The 18,545-nt window shown below is 45.1% G+C and carries 20 protein-coding genes and 1 tRNA gene; 6 read left to right on the top strand and 15 right to left on the bottom strand.

Annotated features, from left to right (window positions below; genetic code table 11):
- Window positions 1-148: 148 nt before the first annotated feature.
- The 3 genes from pspA (at window position 149) to D9A03_RS08600 (ending at window position 1,682) form a co-directional block, all read left to right on the top strand.
- Window positions 149-817 (top strand): phage shock protein PspA, encoded by a 669-nt coding sequence (gene pspA / locus D9A03_RS08610; RefSeq protein ID WP_120496800.1) that lies wholly within the window; start codon window positions 149-151, stop codon window positions 815-817.
- A gap of 77 nt (window positions 818-894) precedes the next feature.
- Complete coding sequence (locus D9A03_RS08605; protein WP_120496799.1) at window positions 895-1,122, top strand: envelope stress response membrane protein PspB; 228 nt, start codon at window positions 895-897, stop codon at window positions 1,120-1,122.
- A gap of 77 nt (window positions 1,123-1,199) precedes the next feature.
- Window positions 1,200-1,682, top strand: a complete 483-nt coding sequence (locus D9A03_RS08600; protein WP_120496798.1) for a hypothetical protein — start codon at window positions 1,200-1,202, stop codon at window positions 1,680-1,682.
- A gap of 102 nt (window positions 1,683-1,784) precedes the next feature.
- On the opposite strand, the gene D9A03_RS08595 is transcribed toward D9A03_RS08600, so the two are convergent.
- Together D9A03_RS08595 and iolG are read right to left on the bottom strand one after the other, a co-directional pair.
- Window positions 1,785-2,612, bottom strand: coding sequence for a MurR/RpiR family transcriptional regulator (locus D9A03_RS08595; RefSeq protein ID WP_120496797.1), 828 nt, complete (start codon window positions 2,610-2,612; stop codon window positions 1,785-1,787).
- Window positions 2,613-2,635: 23 nt separating this feature from the next.
- A complete protein-coding gene (gene iolG / locus D9A03_RS08590) occupies window positions 2,636-3,637 on the bottom strand; it encodes an inositol 2-dehydrogenase (protein ID WP_216825427.1) in 1,002 nt (333 codons plus the stop codon).
- 96 nt (window positions 3,638-3,733) lie between these two features.
- On the opposite strand from iolG, the gene iolC reads away from it, so the two are divergent.
- Window positions 3,734-5,653 carry a 5-dehydro-2-deoxygluconokinase gene (iolC, locus tag D9A03_RS08585; protein WP_120497636.1) on the top strand — a complete coding sequence of 640 codons (1,920 nt, stop codon included), beginning with the start codon at window positions 3,734-3,736 and terminating at the stop codon, window positions 5,651-5,653.
- 203 nt (window positions 5,654-5,856) lie between these two features.
- Window positions 5,857-6,669 (top strand): 5-deoxy-glucuronate isomerase, encoded by an 813-nt coding sequence (gene iolB / locus D9A03_RS08580; protein WP_120496796.1) that lies wholly within the window; start codon window positions 5,857-5,859, stop codon window positions 6,667-6,669.
- 255 nt (window positions 6,670-6,924) lie between these two features.
- Here the strand turns inward: iolB and mtgA are convergent, their stop codons facing one another.
- From mtgA to D9A03_RS08515, 12 genes are all read right to left on the bottom strand, one after another.
- Entirely contained in the window at window positions 6,925-7,590 is a 666-nt protein-coding gene (gene mtgA / locus D9A03_RS08575; RefSeq protein WP_120496795.1) for a monofunctional biosynthetic peptidoglycan transglycosylase, read from the bottom strand.
- 258 nt (window positions 7,591-7,848) lie between these two features.
- A complete protein-coding gene (locus tag D9A03_RS08565; RefSeq protein WP_120496793.1) occupies window positions 7,849-8,988 on the bottom strand; it encodes an alpha-hydroxy acid oxidase in 1,140 nt (379 codons plus the stop codon).
- Window positions 8,989-8,991: 3 nt separating this feature from the next.
- Window positions 8,992-9,546, bottom strand: a complete 555-nt coding sequence (gene comE / locus D9A03_RS08560; protein WP_120496792.1) for a sulfopyruvate decarboxylase subunit beta — start codon at window positions 9,544-9,546, stop codon at window positions 8,992-8,994.
- 3 nt (window positions 9,547-9,549) lie between these two features.
- Window positions 9,550-10,050 carry a sulfopyruvate decarboxylase subunit alpha gene (gene comD / locus D9A03_RS08555; protein WP_120496791.1) on the bottom strand — a complete coding sequence of 167 codons (501 nt, stop codon included), beginning with the start codon at window positions 10,048-10,050 and terminating at the stop codon, window positions 9,550-9,552.
- 47 nt (window positions 10,051-10,097) lie between these two features.
- Window positions 10,098-10,397 carry a universal stress protein gene (locus tag D9A03_RS08550; RefSeq protein ID WP_216825425.1) on the bottom strand — a complete coding sequence of 100 codons (300 nt, stop codon included), beginning with the start codon at window positions 10,395-10,397 and terminating at the stop codon, window positions 10,098-10,100.
- Between the two features lie 125 nt (window positions 10,398-10,522).
- Window positions 10,523-11,524: an alcohol dehydrogenase catalytic domain-containing protein gene (locus tag D9A03_RS08545; protein WP_120496790.1), complete on the bottom strand. Its 1,002-nt coding sequence runs from the start codon at window positions 11,522-11,524 to the stop codon at window positions 10,523-10,525.
- Complete coding sequence (locus D9A03_RS08540; RefSeq protein ID WP_120496789.1) at window positions 11,521-12,285, bottom strand: SDR family NAD(P)-dependent oxidoreductase; 765 nt, start codon at window positions 12,283-12,285, stop codon at window positions 11,521-11,523. Before D9A03_RS08540 ends, D9A03_RS08545 begins: the two co-directional genes overlap by 4 nt.
- 4 nt (window positions 12,286-12,289) lie before the next feature.
- Window positions 12,290-13,594 carry a histidinol dehydrogenase gene (gene hisD, locus D9A03_RS08535; RefSeq protein WP_120496788.1) on the bottom strand — a complete coding sequence of 435 codons (1,305 nt, stop codon included), beginning with the start codon at window positions 13,592-13,594 and terminating at the stop codon, window positions 12,290-12,292.
- Between the two features lie 11 nt (window positions 13,595-13,605).
- The gene (locus tag D9A03_RS08530; protein ID WP_120496787.1) at window positions 13,606-14,934 is read right to left on the bottom strand and encodes a TRAP transporter large permease; all 1,329 of its coding nucleotides are present in this window, start codon (window positions 14,932-14,934) and stop codon (window positions 13,606-13,608) included.
- A 12-nt stretch (window positions 14,935-14,946) separates the two neighbouring features.
- On the bottom strand, window positions 14,947-15,462 hold the full coding sequence (locus tag D9A03_RS08525; RefSeq protein WP_120496786.1) for a TRAP transporter small permease: 516 nt from the start codon (window positions 15,460-15,462) through the stop codon (window positions 14,947-14,949).
- Between the two features lie 180 nt (window positions 15,463-15,642).
- Window positions 15,643-16,788 carry a TRAP transporter substrate-binding protein gene (locus tag D9A03_RS08520; RefSeq protein ID WP_120496785.1) on the bottom strand — a complete coding sequence of 382 codons (1,146 nt, stop codon included), beginning with the start codon at window positions 16,786-16,788 and terminating at the stop codon, window positions 15,643-15,645.
- 26 nt (window positions 16,789-16,814) lie between these two features.
- Window positions 16,815-17,003 (bottom strand): hypothetical protein, encoded by a 189-nt coding sequence (locus tag D9A03_RS08515; protein ID WP_120496784.1) that lies wholly within the window; start codon window positions 17,001-17,003, stop codon window positions 16,815-16,817.
- Window positions 17,004-17,176: 173 nt separating this feature from the next.
- Between D9A03_RS08515 and D9A03_RS08510 the strand changes: the two genes are divergently transcribed.
- Window positions 17,177-18,196, top strand: a complete 1,020-nt coding sequence (locus tag D9A03_RS08510; RefSeq protein ID WP_120496783.1) for a LacI family DNA-binding transcriptional regulator — start codon at window positions 17,177-17,179, stop codon at window positions 18,194-18,196.
- A gap of 62 nt (window positions 18,197-18,258) precedes the next feature.
- On the opposite strand, the gene D9A03_RS08505 is transcribed toward D9A03_RS08510, so the two are convergent.
- Window positions 18,259-18,335, bottom strand: a tRNA-Met gene (locus D9A03_RS08505).
- Window positions 18,336-18,545 lie beyond the last annotated feature (210 nt).

Genomic DNA, 18,545 nt, shown 5'->3' with positions numbered 1-18,545 from the left:
TAAGTTATCTATATTCGCTAATTAATATCGGAATTAGTAGATGAATTTTCAAGTCCATTCTCTAAGTTATTGTTTTTAAATATGATTTAGAATTGGCACACCTCATGCAATCGATCAAAGCATTCTTACTCCTCGAAAGGAAATTGTTATGAGTATCTTTTCCCGTCTGACCGACATTGTTAATTCCAACATCAATTCCCTGTTGGACCGTGCGGAAGAACCGGAAAAAATGGCCCGCCTAATGATTCAGGAAATGGAAGACACCTTGATTGAGGTCCGTTCATCTTCTGTAAAGGCAATTGCCGACAAAAAAGACATTGAGAAAAAGCTCGCAGCACTTGAAACGTCCAAGGCTGAATGGGCAAACAAAGCTGAATTCGCACTTTCAAAAGGTCGTGACGATCTCGCCAAAGGCGCTCTTTTGGCAAAGAGAAAGATTGAGGAGCAAGCTGACGCCCTTCAAGCTGAACTTGGCTATATAGAAGAAAGCCTTGCAAAATCCAACGACGACCTTTCAAAACTTCAGGCAAAACTGGACGAAGCCAAGGCCAAGAAGAAGTCTATGGAAATTCGTTTAAATACAGCTGAAAAAAGAGTAAAACTTCGTAAGACAACTTACGATGGGCGCGTTGATGACGCTCTGGCTCGTTACGATAATCTGGAACGTAAAATCACAGAACTGGATGCGGAAGCTGATTCATATGACCTCGGGCGCACCAAAACGCTTAACGATGAATTCTCGGAACTGGAAGCAGAATCAGAAATCGCTGACGAACTTGCGGCATTGAAGGCAAAAATGTCGAAGTCCAAGAAATAATGCCCCTAGCCTGCAACGGTCCAGAGTGGCCGGGATTTAGAATAAACAGATTTTGAACTGAGAAAGAAAACAAAACAATGAGCTTCGCTGTAGCTTTCTTCGTCCCCTTGGTGGTGTTCCTGTCTATCGTCGCCCCACTCTGGATCATTTTCCATTACATAACAAAGTGGAAAACGATGAAAAAACAAGACCTGGGAAATGGTATGGTTGCTGTCCCCAAAGAAGAACTTTTAAAGATGCGTGACGTTGCGAAAAAGCTGGCTGACCGCGTTGCCACACTAGAAAAAGTACTTGAACAGGATTGACAACCAAACCTGTGCCTAGACACCAACAGCACTCTCACCAAATAAAACAGCGACCAGAAGAGAACGGGATTATTCAAATGCACAATCAAAGAAAAAAATCAGGCTGTCACAGTTATCAGGCCTATCATCATCACGGTCCGGTCAAACGGGTAACGCGCGCTATCGCTGATCGCTTTGGCGTACCACGAAAACTTGTTCTGGCCGCCTTTATTATTGGTCTTTTTATAAACTTTGTTCTGACCTTAATCGTTTTTTTTCTCTCCCTCTACTGGGTAAATAACCCTGGCCGGCTAGAGGGAAAGTTCAACAAAATGGCCAACAAAGCAAAAAACTGGGCGAGCGGTAATAATAGCAGTAAATACCAAACACAATATGCCTATGCAGGCGCGGAACAAACGTCACCCCATGAATATAGCAGAGATGACAATCTGGATTTTTCCGAACTTTGCCGAGAGTTCGAGGATCTGGAACGCCGAACTGCAGATATGGAAAAACATGTGTCTTCTGAAGAATACAAACTCAACAAAGAGTTCCAGAAGATGAAAAAGGATGACAAATAAAGCCTTCTAGTTAAAAAGCACGCTAGATAACATCTGGCGAAACTCGACAGCGCCCCTAGAGTCTCTTTGCCCTAAAGGGCGCTGTCCAATTAACATCATAAATCAAACCTCTTGATCCAAAGCATGCCCCAAAGCCACAACCAGCGTCAGAGCCAAAGTCATGCTTGCAGAAAGTGACCGGAAGGCATGTACTTCGACTTCCTCGACCTCCAAACACACATCTGAATGCTGAGCCAAAGGACTTAAAACGCCATCGCTGATCGAAACGACGGATATATCCTTGTTCTTCGTTTCCCTAACGAGCTGAATAACTTCAGGGGCATAGCTTTTAAAACTAATCGCCAGCAATGCATCTCCCTTACGGATGGAGCGTGCCTGTTCAAAAAACATGCCGCCATTGCCATCTATAAGCACACAGCGTTTTTCCAGCTGTGCCAATGCATACGCCAGATAACTCGCAACAGGAAAAGCCCTTCTTTGCGCCGCCAGATATATAACATCTGCACTCACCAGAACCTCAACAACCTGTTCCAGATTTTCTGGATCAAGCACTTCACGCAGGTTATTCAACGCAGCGACACCACCGTCTATAAAATTGTCCAGCACCACGCTGGAACTATTGGATTGACGTACGTTATCTCTACTTAATGATCGGATACGTTCTTTATAACTGGAATCACTCTCTACAAGGCGCGAACGAAAAACCTTCTGCATTTCACTAAAGCCCGAGTATCCAAAAGTTTTGGCAAAACGGATAAGACTCGAAGGCTGAACCTTTGCACGTTCTGCAACTGCAGAAACGGTTTCCAGCGCCATATCGTTTGGGTTATCCAGTGCATATTCTGCGATCTGCTTCAAGCGTTTGCTAAGTTCACCATGGCGTAATGCCAATTCATCCCTCAATGCATCATAGGTATCAGGCAAAGTCATCAAATAGCCTCTCGTTCTTGAGGTCAGACAAGTGAAACAGGATCACCCGTTTTCAAGGATTCTGTTGCTGCATCTGCCAGGGTCTGCGCCATAAGGCCGTCGTAACCATCTGGCGAAGGTTTTTTGCCCTGCTCGACAACATCGATAAAGGCATTGAGTTCATCTCGGTACGCCGCCATGTAACGCTCTAGAAAGAAATGCTGAACAGGATCAGTCTTGAAACCGGCAGACGTTGCGATTTCCACAGTTGTTTCATGGACATTTCCCGCGCGAAGCATCCCTTTTGATCCGTGAACTTCGATGCGCTGGTCATAGCCATAGCTTGCCCGGCGTGAGTTGGAGATCTGACAAACCTTGCCGCTTGCAGTTTTGAGAACAGCAAGTGCAGTATCCACATCACCAGCATCCCCAATAGTTGGATCAACCAATGCCGAACCAGTGGCGTAGATAGAAACCGGCTCTTCTCCCAAAAGAAAGCGTGCCATATCAAGGTCATGGATCATCATGTCCCTGAACAATCCACCGGATCTCTCAATATAGGAAACCGGAGGTGGTGAAGGATCTCTTGATTGAATGGTAACGATTTCAATATCCCCAATTTCACCATCAGACAATCGTCGTTGTAATGACGCAAAATTAGGATCAAAACGGCGATTGAAACCAATCATCAACGATTGCTTGCACCCCTCAACAACGTCAAGGCAAGAACGAATTCTGTCCGCATCCATGTCCACAGGCTTTTCACAAAAAACAGCTTTGCCTGCACGCGCTCCAGCTTCGATAAAATCTGCATGAGTATCCGTTGAAGAAGCGACAAAAACTGCATGGACATCATCTCGCGCCAACATGTCTTCAACTGACGAGACCTTGGCACCTGTTTTTACCGCCAAAGATTCTGCAGCCTCAACAAAAGCATCTGAAACAGTAATCAGATTTGCCCGACTGTTTGTCACAATATTATCTGCGTGGAGTTGGCCAATCCGACCCGCACCGATTAATCCAAAACCAATCAAAAAACCCTCCATAAGGAATATTTATTCCTAGTTGACTTTTTTATAGAATACATGTTCCATTAATACAAGAACAAGGTATGAAGCTGTTAAGAAGAAATGACAAAAATCATGACAAAGCAACACGATCTTGACGTTATCACCATTGGGCGGGCTTCGGTAGATCTTTACGGTCAGCAGATTGGTGGCCGTCTGGAAGACATGGCAAGCTTCGCAAAATCTGTCGGCGGATGCCCGGCAAACATCGCAATTGGTACGTCGAGATTGGGTTTGCATTCCGGCTTCATCACCCGGGTCGGAGACGAACAGATGGGGCGCTATATCCGAGAGCAAATGGCCCGTGAAAACGTCGCTACCGACGGTATCATCACCGACAAAGAGCGACTGACTGCACTGGTACTATTGGGGGTAAAGGATGATGACACTTTTCCCTTGATTTTCTATCGCGAAAATTGCGCAGACATGGCTCTGTGTGAAGAAGACATTAATCCTGCGTTTATTGATAGATCACAATCGGTTCTCATCAGCGGCACACATTTGTCTAAACCTAATGTTCTTGCTGCAAGCCAAAAAGCTGTATCCATTGCCAAATCTGCAGGTCGCAAAGTTATTCTTGATATCGATTACCGCCCCAATCTTTGGGGGTTGGCCGGTCATGAAGCCGGTGAAGAACGTTTCATTAAATCGGATCTTGTAACAAAGCACCTTCAATCTGTTCTAGCGGACTGTGATCTTATTGTTGGCACCGAAGAAGAAGTTCACATTGCTGGCGGCACGGAAAACACACTCGAAGCCCTTAAAGTCATCCGATCTCTTTCCAAGGCTGTGGTTGTGCTCAAACGCGGCCCTATGGGCTGTGTGGTCTATCCTGACACGATACCGGCAAATCTCGAAGAAGGCATCACAGGTCCCGGCTTTCCCGTTGAAGTTTACAATGTGCTTGGAGCTGGTGATGCCTTTATGTCCGGTTTTTTACGAGGGTGGCTCCGGGGTGAAGACTTTGAGATCTGTGCAAAGTGGGCCAATGCCTGTGGTGCTTTTGCCGTATCACGCCTGCTTTGCTCGCCAGAGATTCCGACATGGGACGAACTACAATACTTCCTGAAAATCGGCAGCAAATACCATGTATTACGCAAGGATCAGGATATCAATCACATTCACTGGGCAACAACACGACGCCCGGCGGATACAAGCCTCATGGCTTTTGCCATTGACCACCGATCACAACTAGAAGATATGGCCGATCGTGCCGGTGTATCTCGCGATCACATCTCTTACTTCAAACAATTAGCCGCACAAGCAGCCAGCAATATCGCGCAGGGACGTCCGAATTATGGCATGCTTCTAGACAGTACCTATGGTGTGAAAGCACTGTTTGATGTCGCAAAAGAACCCTTATGGATTGGGCGTCCTGTGGAATTACCGGGTTCTCGCCCTCTGGATTTTGACCAGATCGAAGATTTGGGATCACATTTGAACGAATGGCCGGTGGATCATGTTGTAAAATGTCTCTGCTTTTACCATCCAGACGACGAAGAAAGCCTCAAGAAACAACAGGAAAAAGCTCTGTTAAGGCTTCACGAAGCAGCACGCAAAGTTGGCCGTGAACTTCTTATTGAAATCATTGCAGGGAAAAATGGTCCTCTTGATGACGAAACAATTTCCACGGTCATGAGCAGACTTTATAATCTAGGCATCAAACCGGACTGGTGGAAACTGGAACCACAGACCAGCACCGTTGCATGGCAAAACATAAGCAGTGTAATCGAAGAAAACGATCCCTATTGCCGGGGGATTGTACTCTTAGGATTGGAAGCACCCGAAGACGAACTCAAAGAAGCTTTTGCCTCTGCGATATCCTCTCCTTGGGTCAAAGGCTTCGCGGTTGGACGCACAATATTTGCCGCCGCTGCAAATGCATGGTTAAAGGGCGAGATTGATGACAAAGCCGCAATTGCAGATATGGAAAATAAATTCCGCCGTTTGACAGATGCATGGATAGAAGTCGAAAAAGCAACACGCGCTTCATGAACAAGAGCCCATACCAACAAAGCCTTTTCAAACACCCGATCTTAAAAGGCGAAGAGTGGGCCGAATTTGGAAAACGAGTTGTGCTAGTTTGGTAGCGATCTTGCCGGAATCAGGTTTGCTTGAAGAAGCAGCGTAAAACAGAACACAGCAACCAATGAATAATTGAATTTAGATGACCCCGTTTAAGCGTACGAGAAATCAGAATGAGCCATTTACTTATAAAACCATCAGCACCTGACCAAAATGGAAAAGTGATAGAAATTACCCCCGACAGTGCTGACTGGGAATATGTTGGCTTTAATATCCATAAACTTGCAAAAGATCAGACCCTGTCTAAACAAACAGCTGACCGGGAAATTTGTCTCGTTTTCATCTCGGGCAAAGGTCAGGTCATCGTAGATGGTCAGGACTTCGGCTCTCTGGGCGAACGCATGTCCCCTTTCGAGGGCGGCCCCTGGTCAGTTTATATCCCCGGAGGATGCACATGGTCTTTAACTGCAAAAACAAATGTGGAATTGGCGATTTGCTCAGCCCCTGTAACATCCTCTCTTGATAAACGCCTCAAACCTCGTGTCATTTCGCCGGAACAGGCAAGCAGAGAGACACGTGGACAGGGTACAAACGTTCGCCATGTAGCCAATATTCTGCCCGAAACCGAGCCTGCGGACAGCCTGCTTGTTGTAGAAGTTATAACACCCGGTGGACACTGGTCTTCCTATCCCCCTCACAAGCATGATCAGGATAAACTGCCAAATGAATCATTGCTTGAAGAAACCTATTATCATCGCCTGAACCCAGCACAGGGTTTTGCCTTCCAGCGAGTTTATACAGATGACAGATCACTGGACGAAACCTTTGCGGTAGAAGATGGCAATGTCGTTTTGGTGCCGAAAGGTTACCATCCTTGCGGTGCCCCTCACGGGTATGACCTCTATTATCTCAATGTTATGGCTGGCCCCAAACGTATCTGGAAATTCCATAACGACCCGGCCCATGAATGGATGCTGAAATCATAAAGATTTAACTCCGCTTAGTTAAATCGATAGTAAAGTGTTTCGGCACTACGCTTAACCTTTCTTGAAGCTCTCCATTCATATAATAGCATGTGACTTATTACACTTCTCTGCAAACCTGATATCTGTGTTTATTTCACCCTATATTTTCTCATGGATAACAACTGCAAATGATCAAGTTAACTCATCAAGGAAACCATCTGATTAACAGCAAAAGAACCGCAAAATATATCTCTGCTGTTTGAGTGAAAATACAAACTAGAGACAAGACCATAGGGAAGCAGGAGCAATCCTGATGCCTCTTCGAATTTTATCAGCCCGATTTTGCACATTCTGACTGGGTCGGGCCGCATTTCGAGTCAGCGGGTTCGGCAATACTGCGGCAAGGCGAGTTGACTGACGTCGGGTTAAATTTTTCGCTGTTGTATTGAAATGATTTTGAGCAGCAGCTTCTGCACCATAAATACCATCGCCAAATTCCGCGATGTTCAAGTAGAGCTCCAAAATGCGTCGCTTCGGTAACAATGTTTCAAGCATCAGAGTAAGCGGGACCTCAAGAAGCTTTCGAACTTTACTGCGTGAGGGCCACAGAAACAGGTTCTTCGCAGTCTGCATAGAAATCGTGCTGGCTCCACGCGAAGCTGATCCCTTGTAAAGGGCCTCTTTCAAAACGATTTCCATTTGTCTCCAGTCAAAGCCTGTATGATCGCAAAATCGTTGATCTTCCGAAACCAGAACTGCCTTCACCAAGTTTGGCGAGACATCCTCCAACTTCACAAAATCATACCTCACAGGCGTACCTCTAAGCACCATAAGAGGCGTCACCAAGGGCGGTAGCACCCGATAAAACAGGATCAGCCCGACAGGAAAGATCACCCCGATAAACACACCCGCCCAAACAAGCCGATGAAGAAACGTTTTCATCTATCCACACTGCCTCATATGAAAATCTTCTTTTCACTTCAATTCATAGTACCTATTACGAGTGAGTTTAATGATCTTGATATTAAGTACAAGCGCGTCTTTCATAAGCTCAAAACCCGCTTCTTTTCAAACTGGTACAGCCCCTTCATTGATTACGAAAGCACACAATCGCCAATGTTTCTGTTAACCGAATTTCGTGATGCCTGTACCTTCCAAAAGAATAATGAATTTCATATTCATGAATTTACCAAAGGATACTCAAGGCTTAACAGTTAAAGATACACCAAACTTATTTCTATCCTTACCCAGTAAAATCTTGGTTGCACCTAATTGAGCTAAAGAAATATCAATTTCTCGAGAAAGAATTTCAAATAACCTTACCAGTCCCTTTTCCCCACCCGCAGCCAATGCAAAAAGGAGAGCACGACCAAGGAATACATAGTCGGCACCCATAGCATACGCCTTGACAATATCTTCACCGGAACGAATACCAGAATCATAAAAAAGAGGAAAATCTTCCCCAATTTCTTTACGAATTTCTTGCAAAGCCAAGATAGGAGGCGGCGCCGCATTAAGTTGGCGACTACCATGACTAGACACCTGTATTGCATCCACTCCAGAATCTTTCAAACGCCTTGCATCCTCACAGGCCAAAACTCCTTTGGCTACCAGATTTCCTGGCCAGGAATCACGTATACGTTCAAAAGTTTTCCAATCCGCAGCGGCCCGGCTTTCTGTACGATCAAAAACATATTCTTTGCCGTCGAAGTTTGCCATCTGGGGTTTCCCGGCTAAAAGAGTTGAAAGAGACCAGCGGGGATGCATTGCAAAATCGACAAACTGGCTGAGACCAATTTTAAAAGGCATCTTAAATCCGTGACGTAGTTCACGAGGACGACGGCCCACTTCAGGTACATCCAAAGTTAAAACAAGCGTTTTATAGCCAATGTTTTTGGCCCGTTCGAGAAGTTTCATCGTGCCCACCCCATCTCCACTGAAATAGAGCTGAAACCAGGCTTGTCCTTCGGATGTTTCGTAAATTTCCTCCATTGTAGTCGAGGAAACAGTAGAAACACCGTGGGGAATTTTGTATTTAGCAGCAAGGCGGGCAAGCATGAGATCTGCGCCCGGAGTTGAGAGATTGCACATTCCCATAGGGCAAATACCAAATGGTCGCTCTTTTTCCTCACCAAAAAGAGAAACCGACAGACTGCGATTACTTACGTTACGCAAGACTCTAGGCATCAAATGAACATCCTGCAAAGCCCGGCGGTTTGCTTCCGGACCAGTTTCATCACCAGCAGCACCATCAATGTAATCAAAAACCATCCAGGGCAATCTACGTTGTGCTAACCGACGGGCATCTGCAACCGAATGTATACCAGCCTCAAATAACATGTTTTATGCCTGTACTGCTTTCATAAATCGATCACGTATAACAACAGGATCCATTGTTATCACTGGCATCTTTGCATTACCGCTTTCACACTTCGAGACAATAACTGTCATTCTTCGCGAAGTAATTGCATCCCTTAGAACCTTAGCAGTCTCTTCCGCACAGCACTCAACTACATTGTCGCAACCACAAGCTCTGGCAACTTCTGTCAGAGACGTTTTTTTACCGGCATAGGTAACCTGATCCCCCGTAGAACCATAAGATCCATTATCAACGATTAGAAGAATATAATTGTCTGCAACATTGTTCGCGATTGTTGGTAAAGTACCAAGATTAGTTAACACAGAGCCATCACCATCAATCACAACAACGGTTTTCTCTTGGGAAAGGGCCAATCCAAGCCCTATTGAAGACGCCAAGCCCATCGTACCAAGCATATAAAAATTAGTTGCCTGATCATCAATAGCATGCAGCTCCTGGCTCGGAATACCGATATTACAAATCACCAATTCATTACGGATAACTGGTGCTATCTCTTTCAATATCTCAGAACGGATCATTACTTAGTACCCTCCCCAAAACGTCGCATCGGTTAATATGGCGACAGGCTTGTTACACATAAAAGTGTACTTCAAAATACTATCCAGTTCCTCAGCATCTTCACGTTTATGAAAGTGATAAGTCGGGATGTTCATTTGTGCCAATAATGCTTTGGTATGCAACGCCATCTCGACCTGGCAAGCGACCGGTTCACCCAATTCCCCGCGGTAAGAAATTAGCATCGGTAGAGGCATTCGGTAGTATTGTGTCAAAGTTGCTAACGTATTCAGAGTGACGCCAAGAGCAGTATTTTGCATAATAATTGCCGGGCGTTTTCCCCCCATCCAGGCACCAGCACAAAGCCCCATGCCCTCGTCTTCTTTATTTGATGGAATATGAAAAACGTCAGGGTGGTTATCTATTTCATCAATGACGCCAGCTAATTGCTTACAAGGAACCGTGGTTACGAAACTAATGTCATTGGCCACCAGATCCTTCACAATCGTCTTATCAATTGATAACACTCTAATTACTCCTATCTGAAATAATTAATTCAATACATTCAATAAGTTTACAGATGCCTGAGCACATGAACATTACAGCAAGCATGTCGAACGATACGCGAAGCCGTCGAGCCAAGGAAATAATCACTTAGCCCTGGCTTATGAGAACCAACGATCACCAGATCGGCATCAATATCCTTTGCATAATCCATTATAGCCTGAGCCGAATGCCCTTTGAGCATCTTGGCCTGAACTCCCTCTTCTCCTGCAACTCTTTCAGCAAGGCGATCTTCAGCAGCTGCGTAGGCTTTGGCAACAACATCTTCGTCCAAAAAAGCGTACGGATCCACTAGGTGTTTCGTAAACATGGACTGCAATAATCTCCCCTTTTTCATCACAAAGATTACGCGCAAGGGTCATCGCTTTGTGAGCAAAACCATGAGCCAGTGATAGGGAAAGGATGATGCGCTTATACATAATTGCGTCTCTTAAATTATGGCAAAATTTCAGGCTGTAAAATGATCTTAGGTGCAGAACATTGACCTTCATAAATATCTTTAAAAGCCTGCGCACCTTCTGAAAGTGAACGCTTTTCAACCCAGTTCAATTCACCGAGACGATCATCAAATATTGCTATCGCCGTTTGATTAAAATCTTTTTGAGTGTAGGTGTAAGTCCCAATAAATGTAATTTCCTGCAGCGTCATACGTCGAATATCAAGACCACCTTCATTGTCGCCCAACCCTATATGAGCGATTACACCTCCGGGCAAAACATATTTAGTTGCAACCTCTCTTGTTCCGGCAAAACCAACACCATCAATAACGATATCAAACATGATATTATCAGTTAGTTCATTAAGCCCGATGACATTGATTTCTCTTATACGAGCAAGGTAATCTCGGCGCACAGGATTGGTTTCAAGAAGAGTTACATTTTGAACACCCTGCGCCTTGATACTCAAGGCCGCACCTACTCCGATAGCCCCCCCGCCTAATATTAAAGCAGAAGGTTTTGTGATTGAATTATCCAAAGATTCTTGAACCATACGTGATGCATGCCATCCACAAGCAATCGGTTCTGTTAAAGCTGCTTTAGTCAAAGAAACATGATCAGGAATAAACACGAGGTTATTGCGTGGTATAGCAACCAATTCAGCAAAAGCCCCCTCGCGAGGAAACATCGAAATAATTTGCCTTTTTGCACACAAGTTCTCACGACCAGATAAACAGACCGAACACTTCAGGCATGAAACCAAAGGATTAATCGCGACCCGTTTCCCGTCATTTTCTCCGCCCTGAATAAAACCAGCTGCTTCATGCCCGAGGATCAAAGGTGCTGGACGACGTTCATCATGCCCAAGATAAGCATGCATATCCGATCCACAAATCCCCACATGAGAAACACAGACCAGCTCTTCACCTTCTTGCGGAACAGCATCGGGGACATCCTGATAATCGAGTTGTTTTGGGCCCATATAAAGCAAAGCTTTCATTTTGCAGTAAACCCTCCATCAACCATCAGAACCTGGCCTGTGACATATCCAGATGCTTCCGAACAAAGGAATAGCAGAGGGCCATCCATGTCTTCTGGTTCACCATTCCGTTTCAAACAAGTCAGAGCAGCATTTCTTGATGCACGTTCCGGATCAGCAAAGACAGCTGCAGTCAGTTCTGTTTTAAAAAAACCAGGTCCGATAGCGTTTATACAAATTCCATACTCAGACCAAGCTTCTGCCATTGCACGAGTTAGTTGACCAATACCAGCTTTTGAGGCTCCATACGCAATGCCACCTGGAAACGCACGCGTTGTTTGAAGTGATGCAAAGTTAACAATACGCCCCCATTGTTTTTTCTTCATCCCTTCAAGCAAGTGTTTACTCAGAAAAAAGGGTATGGTCAGGTTAAGTGCGAGGGTCGTGTCCCATCCTTCTACTGTAACATCATCGGCAGCTTCACGGGTATTAATACCCGCAGCATGAATTAGGATATCTGGATAACCATACGGTTCGCATATCTGTCGAGCTAAATCTTCGATGTTATCCCGATTACAAAGATCATAAGAAATGGTATGCGTATCTCCGTGAGATTCAGCCTGCCATTCTTGCAAAACATCTTGACGTCTGGCGACCCCAATGACCTTTGCCCCTGCCCCTGTCAAAACAGTTGCAGCTCTTCGTCCCAGGCCAGAACTGGCACCCGTTACACAGGCAACTTTGCCCCTAACATCAAAGAGAGTGGAAACACGATTATGCATTGGATCAACCCACTGTCAGGTCAAAGACTTCATCAGGAAAATATTTGGCAAGGCGTACATCCGCAGCCCGCGCATGCCCTTCCATCCCTTCCAGGCGTGAAATTCTTGCCGTCGCTTCTCCTATTCGTTTGGAGGCTTCTTTCGTCGATTGCTGCCAAGTCACAATCTTCATGTACTTGTGAACAGAAAGTCCCCCTGTATAAGACGCAGCACCAGATGTTGGCAAAACGTGATTAGTACCTGATGCTTTATCCCCATACGATACGGTCGTTTCTTCCCCCAGAAACAAAGAGCCATAACAGGTCAAACGATTACGCCACCAATCCAGGTTTTCGGCCTGAACCGTGAGGTGTTCAGGAGCATAACGATCAGATGTCCGGGCCATCTCTTCTTTCGTGTCACAAAGAATAACTTCGGCATAGTCACGCCAAGCTGCTGCTGCGTTATCACGATTCAACTCGGGTAAATCATCAATTAAATCAGGGACATGTTTCATAACTTCTTCGGCAATCATCTGGCTGTCCGTTACAAGCCACACAGGCGAGTTGTAACCGTGTTCAGCCTGACTCACCAGGTCCACAGCGATCACTTTTGGGTCCGCGGTTTTATCAGCTAAAATCAAACTGTCGGTTGGACCAGCAATCATGTCAATCCCAACACGTCCGAACAGTATACGCTTGGCTTCTGCAACAAACTGATTACCTGGACCGACAAGAATATTTGCTTTGGGCAAATCGAACAGGCCAAAAGTCATTGCAGCTACGCCCTGCACCCCCCCCATTGCCATGATTGTATCTGCACCGCTTTTATACGCAGCATAAACTATTGCCGGTGCAACTCCGTCTTCAGGGCGTGGTGGCGAACAGGCAATAATTCGTTCACAGCCTGCTACTCTGGCTGTTGTCACAGTCATGATCGCACTGGCAATGTGGCTATATCGGCCCCCAGGGATGTAACATCCGGCTGTGTGTACAGGGATAGATTTTTGTCCCGCAACCAAGCCTGGAATGATTTCAACTTCGATATCCTGTAATGTCGTTTTTTGTGCTTCAGCAAAACGCTTCACGTTATCATGTGCAAAGTCGATGTCACGCTTCAAACGATCAGGGACCAAGGCAATTGCCGCCTCTATTTCTTCCTTTGTCAATATGACATTGCCTTTGTACTGATCAAACCTGGCAGCATATGATAATGCAGCAGCATCACCACCAGCTTCAATATCATCAAGGATATTTTGAACGATATCAGATACATCATTCGCATCAGATTTAGAGGTTAAAGTTGCCTTCTTTAAATATGTAATTGACATCTTTCTTAATCCTACTTGTAAATATCAGGCAAAAGTGTTGTCGAGATTTCTGGAACGTACGCAATGAGCAGCACAACCATCAGCATAAAGAAGACAAAGGGGACAGCACGTGACGCAATCTTGAGGATTGATTCACCGGTGATTCCGGAAACGACAAAGAGGTTTAAACCCAAAGGCGGTGTAATAAATCCAACACCAAGCGCCGTAATCATCATGATACAAAACTGGATTTCGTTCATACCAATGTTATCTGCCAATGGTTTGAGAATTGGCGCCAGAATGACAATGTTAGGCGTTGTTTCCATGATACAACCAGCCGCAATCAAAATACCGATCATCAATAAAATCAATATGACGGGATCGCTGGTCAAAGATGTTACGGAATAAACAAAGCCTTGCGGCACACCCATAATTGCAAGCGCTTGAGCCAAGGGAAGAGAGAAGGCGATAATTGGTAAAATAATGCCGTTAACCTTAGCAGAACTAACCAGCATTGAGGGGAAATCAGATAACTTTAAAGTTCCCAGAGCCAACCCGAGAATAACAGTAACAACAACTGCCACAGCACCTGCTTCTGTCGGCGTTAAGCGGCCAGAAAAAATCCCGTAAAAAATGATCCCCGGTACAACAAAAGCATACCATCCAGATTTTATAGCAGCCCCTACATTACCCAGCCATTCCCCTGCTGAGATTTCACCTCCGCCTTCATAAGCGTAAATTCGATTCATCACGATATTGGTGATCAGAATAGATATAAGAATTGCCAGTCCCGGGACCAGAGCGGCAAGGAAAAGTGTTGAAGCCGATATTCCAAGAACCAAACCGATGATAATATACGCAATCGATGGCGGAATAAGGATTCCAGTACAAGCTCCTGCTGCGACCAATGCACATGCATAAGGGCGTGGGTACCCGCTCTCGACAAGACGATCTATTGTCATACGTCCAACAGCTGCAGCACCCGCAGCATCCGACCCGGAAATGGCTGAAAACATGCCACAAACGAGGACTGTTGCAGAACCAAAACCACCTCGTGTCCAACAGGTTAAGGCATCTGCCACATCAAGAAATTTCCGGCTCAATCCTGTTCTGACCAGAACATCCCCTGTTAAGATGAATAAAGGCACAGCCGTTAGCGCAAATGCATCTATTCCATCAAAAAGGCTTTCGCCAATTAAAGATAAAGGCAAGTCACCAGACATAACCAGCATCGCAATTGCCGCGACACCAATAGACGCCCAAACAGGCACCGCCGTTGCGCAAAGCACAACAAACAAAAGGATTGGAAGATAAAAATCCCATCCAAGATCAACTGCCTGATTTAAAGTGTTCCAGAGCATTAAATTCCCCAATCAGTCAAACAGGCGATCGCCTTCATACACAGGATTTCCATCACGCAAGCTTTTCACATCTCGTAAAAAAGATTGAATTAAACGCCAAATCATCAGAGAAAACCCAAAAGGCACAGCAAACAGGAACCAGACCATTGATACGCGGAGACCATGGCTGACGGACCCGAACTTCGCAGAAACAAGAACTGTTTCAAACGACCAGTACAAAGCAACAAGCGCAACAGCAAACATCACCATATCGCCGAAGATATAAAGTAACGTTTTTGCCCGCCTGCCAAGATAGTGCATGACTACATCAATACGAATGTGAGCTCTTTCTTTCACAGCCGCAGCAGCCCCAACCCATGCCAGATAGATGAAGGAATATCGGACAATTTCCTCACCCCAGATTGATGAGTAGCTGAATATTTCACGCCGCAGGACTTCAACTGCCATGGTAACAACCAGCATTGTATAGAAAACCAGTAATGCCCACCGTTCGGCATTCAAATCCAGGGCTTTCAGAAAACCCTTCATGGGCTTGCCTCCAAACCAATAATCTAAAACAGATTAATATTTTTCAGACTTGTTGATGGATTCAGTATTTTCAGCCTGCCATAAGTCATGCGCCCAAAGGCACTATTGGCTTGGCCTCAACCATGAAACAAATATTCATGCAAGGTTCCATTAATTTGAAACCTTGCATTATATATCTTATCAGGCGTCATGTACGTAATAACGTCCCTGAGTAGATGCTGCTTCTTCCAGCTTTGAGAAAGCATCAAGGGAGCCCGCCAGTTCTTTCTTGAAAACATCCCAGTCAGGATGTTGATAGCCCCCGGTTTCTTTCCACTCTGCCAATTGATCCTGCGACAGACTGTGAAATTCAACACCCGATTTAGTGAGTTCAGACATAGCATAGGCTCTTGCAGCTGGAACCTTAGCAAGGTTTTGCTGGGCCGTGATCTCTGAAGCAAATTCGATAGCTTCCTGAACATCCGCGGGCAGGGAATTAAACCATTCCAGATTGCAAGAATAGACCTGACTGTCAGGAACTGCCTGCGTGAAGGTTACATGGCTTAGAATATCTTTAAATCCAAAGACATAAAGTGCCCCAACAGATGGATCCAAAGCATCGGCAACGCCCTGTTTGATCGCAGATGGTGTTTCACCCCAGGCGATTGGTGTCGGGTTCGCCCCTACAAGGCGGTAATATTGTTGCAACATCTTGGACCCAGGCACTCTAAATTTAACACCAGCCAGATCGCTTGGTGTAATAACAGCATTCCCTCCTTTACGGACGGCAACAACACGCGGGTCAATGACAACATAAAACAGTGCTTTGAAACCAGATGCTTCAACCTTTGGATGGACTTCTTTTTTCCATGCCTCAGAGGTAACAAGGTTGGTAAATCGCTGATTAGAACCACAAAAATAAGGCATATTAATTAGATCAACGGTAGAAGCAAAAGGTGCAAAGTTTGACAGTGAATGCTGAGCAGCTTGAATTGTTCCTGTTTGAACTTTCTGAGCCAAAGCCCCGCCAGCCCCCAACTGACCGCCAGGTGCAAGTTTCACATAGACCTTACCATTCGTTGCATTTTGAATGTTCTCTTTTAGATCCAGCTGCAGAATTGGGTAACTCCGCGATGCTCCTAAAATATAGGCCGTCGCAATAGTCATAATATGATCAGCAGCTTTTTCACGCTCATTTTCTTCAATTGCAGTCTGCGCTGCGGCTTCTTCAGACCACAAGGTGCCGGCAGCCCCAGCTACAACGGCTGCAGTAAAAGCACTCGATCCAAACAGTTTGAAAAAATTACGGCGCTCGTTTGATTCAATTTCTTTATGATCGTTATCCATTTCAAGCCTCCCAAATGGCTATATTTTCAGCTGCTCTTGTTTTTTTCTTTTTGAACAGCTTCCTTTTGCAAAATCATCGCCACAAAAGCGATAACCGCAGCGAAAAGAACAAGCATTTCTGTCACATCACCAAGGAAGACGGCTTGTCCAGATGATCCCAAAACGACATTGCTTGCAAAGATAAGAAACAGAAGAATTGCAATAATTCGGAGCATAAGCTCCCCCGTGTCTGGTGATCATTTAGTTTCGTTATTAAGCACAATGTAAGCGCTTACATTATTTTTTGCAAGCGCTTACATTTATCATGTATAGTTAAGTCGTCTAAAAGCCCTTGATGCCCGGTAGATATAAAAACCAATTCAGCAACAATACGGAGATCACAAAGTAATTGAAAAATCAGGCTCTTCCAACTTTAGCCGATGTTGCGAAACGCGCTAAAGTTTCCACAGCAACTGTATCCAGGTGTCTCAATTTTCCGGATCAGGTTTCAGCCTCGACTCGAGATAGAGTTATGTCAGCAATTACTGAGTTAGGCTACACACCAAACTTTGGTGCACGTGTTTTAGCTGCCAAACGGACAAATACAATTGGCGCAATAATTCCGACAATGGAAAATGCAATTTTTGCTCGGGGTCTTCAGGCTTTTCAGGAAGAGCTTAAGTATCATGGTTTTACGCTACTGGTAGCAAGTTCATCCTATCGGGAGGAGATAGAAGAAGAACAAATCCATAAACTGGTGTCACGTGGTGCTGACGGATTACTTCTCATTGGAGCTCATCGGTCTGATAAAATATATAAGTTTCTGGAGCAACGAAATATTCCAGTTGTATTGAGTTGGGTATTTCGACCAGATCTTAATCAGTACTCCGTTGGTTTTGATAACTGTGAAGCCATGAAAGAATTAACCAATAAAATAATTGATCTGGGGCATAAAAATATTGCCGTAATTTCTGCTTCTATGCACAATAATGACCGGGCCTATCAACGTGTTCTGGGTATAAAATCCGCCCTTAAAGATGCAAACATCGAAGAACAAAGCTTGACGATTTACGAAACATCCTACGGTATAGACGAAGGTGCTGAAGCTTTTAAAAAAGTCATAAAAACAAAAACAAGACCGACAGTAATCCTCTGTGGAAATGATGTTCTCGCTGCGGGTGCGATGAGACAAGCCAAGAAAATGGGTATTAGAATACCTCAGGATATTTCTATTACTGGTTTTGACGACCTCCAGCTCGCCAGCATTGTATCCCCCTCTTTGACAACCGTTCATGTACCCCACAGGAAAATGGGTAAAGACGCCGCACAAATTCTTGTCAATCTAGTAACAGGCCGTAAAGTCAAAGAAAAAAGCATAAAACTTGAAACGACTTTGTGCATACGAGAATCCCTAGGCCCGGTCAAATAACATGGCAGTCTCCCGACAATAACAAACACCCCACCGTGTTTCCACTAAGGCGTTGATTTTATTGGTTGCGGGGGTAGGATTTGAACCTACGACCTTCAGGTTATGAGCCTGACGAGCTACCGGGCTGCTCCACCCCGCGTTCGGGTGATATTAGTCTTTTAACGATGCTTCGAGCTTTGCTCTCGCTTCCTCGTTTTTCTGCGGGCGGACGCCATTTTATTCGATGGTGTCCTTGTCTTACTTCGTTCGGAATTTTGCGATGGATGCTTAGCCTTACCGAACGTTAGTGAGGCAAGCCATTGAGGCGTCCGGAACGTAGTGAGGAAACGAGCCTGGATAGGCGAAGTAT

This window comes from Kiloniella sp. EL199, assembly GCF_900313065.1.
Lineage (GTDB): Bacteria > Pseudomonadota > Alphaproteobacteria > Kiloniellales > Kiloniellaceae > Kiloniella.
Note: the sequence above shows the minus strand (reverse complement) of the source record. Positions and strands in the feature narration are given on the sequence as shown.

Excerpts from the sequence above, each read along its gene's own strand:
- comE (WP_120496792.1), bottom strand. The coding sequence starts at position 9,546 with ATGATCCGTTCTGAGATATTGAAAGAGATAGCACCAGTTATCCGTAAT.
- iolB (WP_120496796.1), top strand. The coding sequence starts at position 5,857 with ATGAGCCATTTACTTATAAAACCATCAGCACCTGACCAAAATGGAAAA.
- pspA (WP_120496800.1), top strand. The coding sequence starts at position 149 with ATGAGTATCTTTTCCCGTCTGACCGACATTGTTAATTCCAACATCAAT.
- D9A03_RS08600 (WP_120496798.1), top strand. The coding sequence starts at position 1,200 with ATGCACAATCAAAGAAAAAAATCAGGCTGTCACAGTTATCAGGCCTAT.
- D9A03_RS08550 (WP_216825425.1), bottom strand. The coding sequence starts at position 10,397 with ATGTTTACGAAACACCTAGTGGATCCGTACGCTTTTTTGGACGAAGAT.
- D9A03_RS08545 (WP_120496790.1), bottom strand. The coding sequence starts at position 11,524 with ATGAAAGCTTTGCTTTATATGGGCCCAAAACAACTCGATTATCAGGAT.
- D9A03_RS08595 (WP_120496797.1), bottom strand. The coding sequence starts at position 2,612 with ATGACTTTGCCTGATACCTATGATGCATTGAGGGATGAATTGGCATTA.
- D9A03_RS08565 (WP_120496793.1), bottom strand. The coding sequence starts at position 8,988 with ATGTTATTTGAGGCTGGTATACATTCGGTTGCAGATGCCCGTCGGTTA.
- iolC (WP_120497636.1), top strand. The coding sequence starts at position 3,734 with ATGACAAAGCAACACGATCTTGACGTTATCACCATTGGGCGGGCTTCG.
- D9A03_RS08515 (WP_120496784.1), bottom strand. The coding sequence starts at position 17,003 with ATGCTCCGAATTATTGCAATTCTTCTGTTTCTTATCTTTGCAAGCAAT.
- iolG (WP_216825427.1), bottom strand. The coding sequence starts at position 3,637 with ATGGAGGGTTTTTTGATTGGTTTTGGATTAATCGGTGCGGGTCGGATT.
- D9A03_RS08530 (WP_120496787.1), bottom strand. The coding sequence starts at position 14,934 with ATGCTCTGGAACACTTTAAATCAGGCAGTTGATCTTGGATGGGATTTT.
- hisD (WP_120496788.1), bottom strand. The coding sequence starts at position 13,594 with ATGTCAATTACATATTTAAAGAAGGCAACTTTAACCTCTAAATCTGAT.
- D9A03_RS08605 (WP_120496799.1), top strand. The coding sequence starts at position 895 with ATGAGCTTCGCTGTAGCTTTCTTCGTCCCCTTGGTGGTGTTCCTGTCT.
- D9A03_RS08520 (WP_120496785.1), bottom strand. The coding sequence starts at position 16,788 with ATGGATAACGATCATAAAGAAATTGAATCAAACGAGCGCCGTAATTTT.
- mtgA (WP_120496795.1), bottom strand. The coding sequence starts at position 7,590 with ATGAAAACGTTTCTTCATCGGCTTGTTTGGGCGGGTGTGTTTATCGGG.
- D9A03_RS08525 (WP_120496786.1), bottom strand. The coding sequence starts at position 15,462 with ATGAAGGGTTTTCTGAAAGCCCTGGATTTGAATGCCGAACGGTGGGCA.
- D9A03_RS08540 (WP_120496789.1), bottom strand. The coding sequence starts at position 12,285 with ATGCATAATCGTGTTTCCACTCTCTTTGATGTTAGGGGCAAAGTTGCC.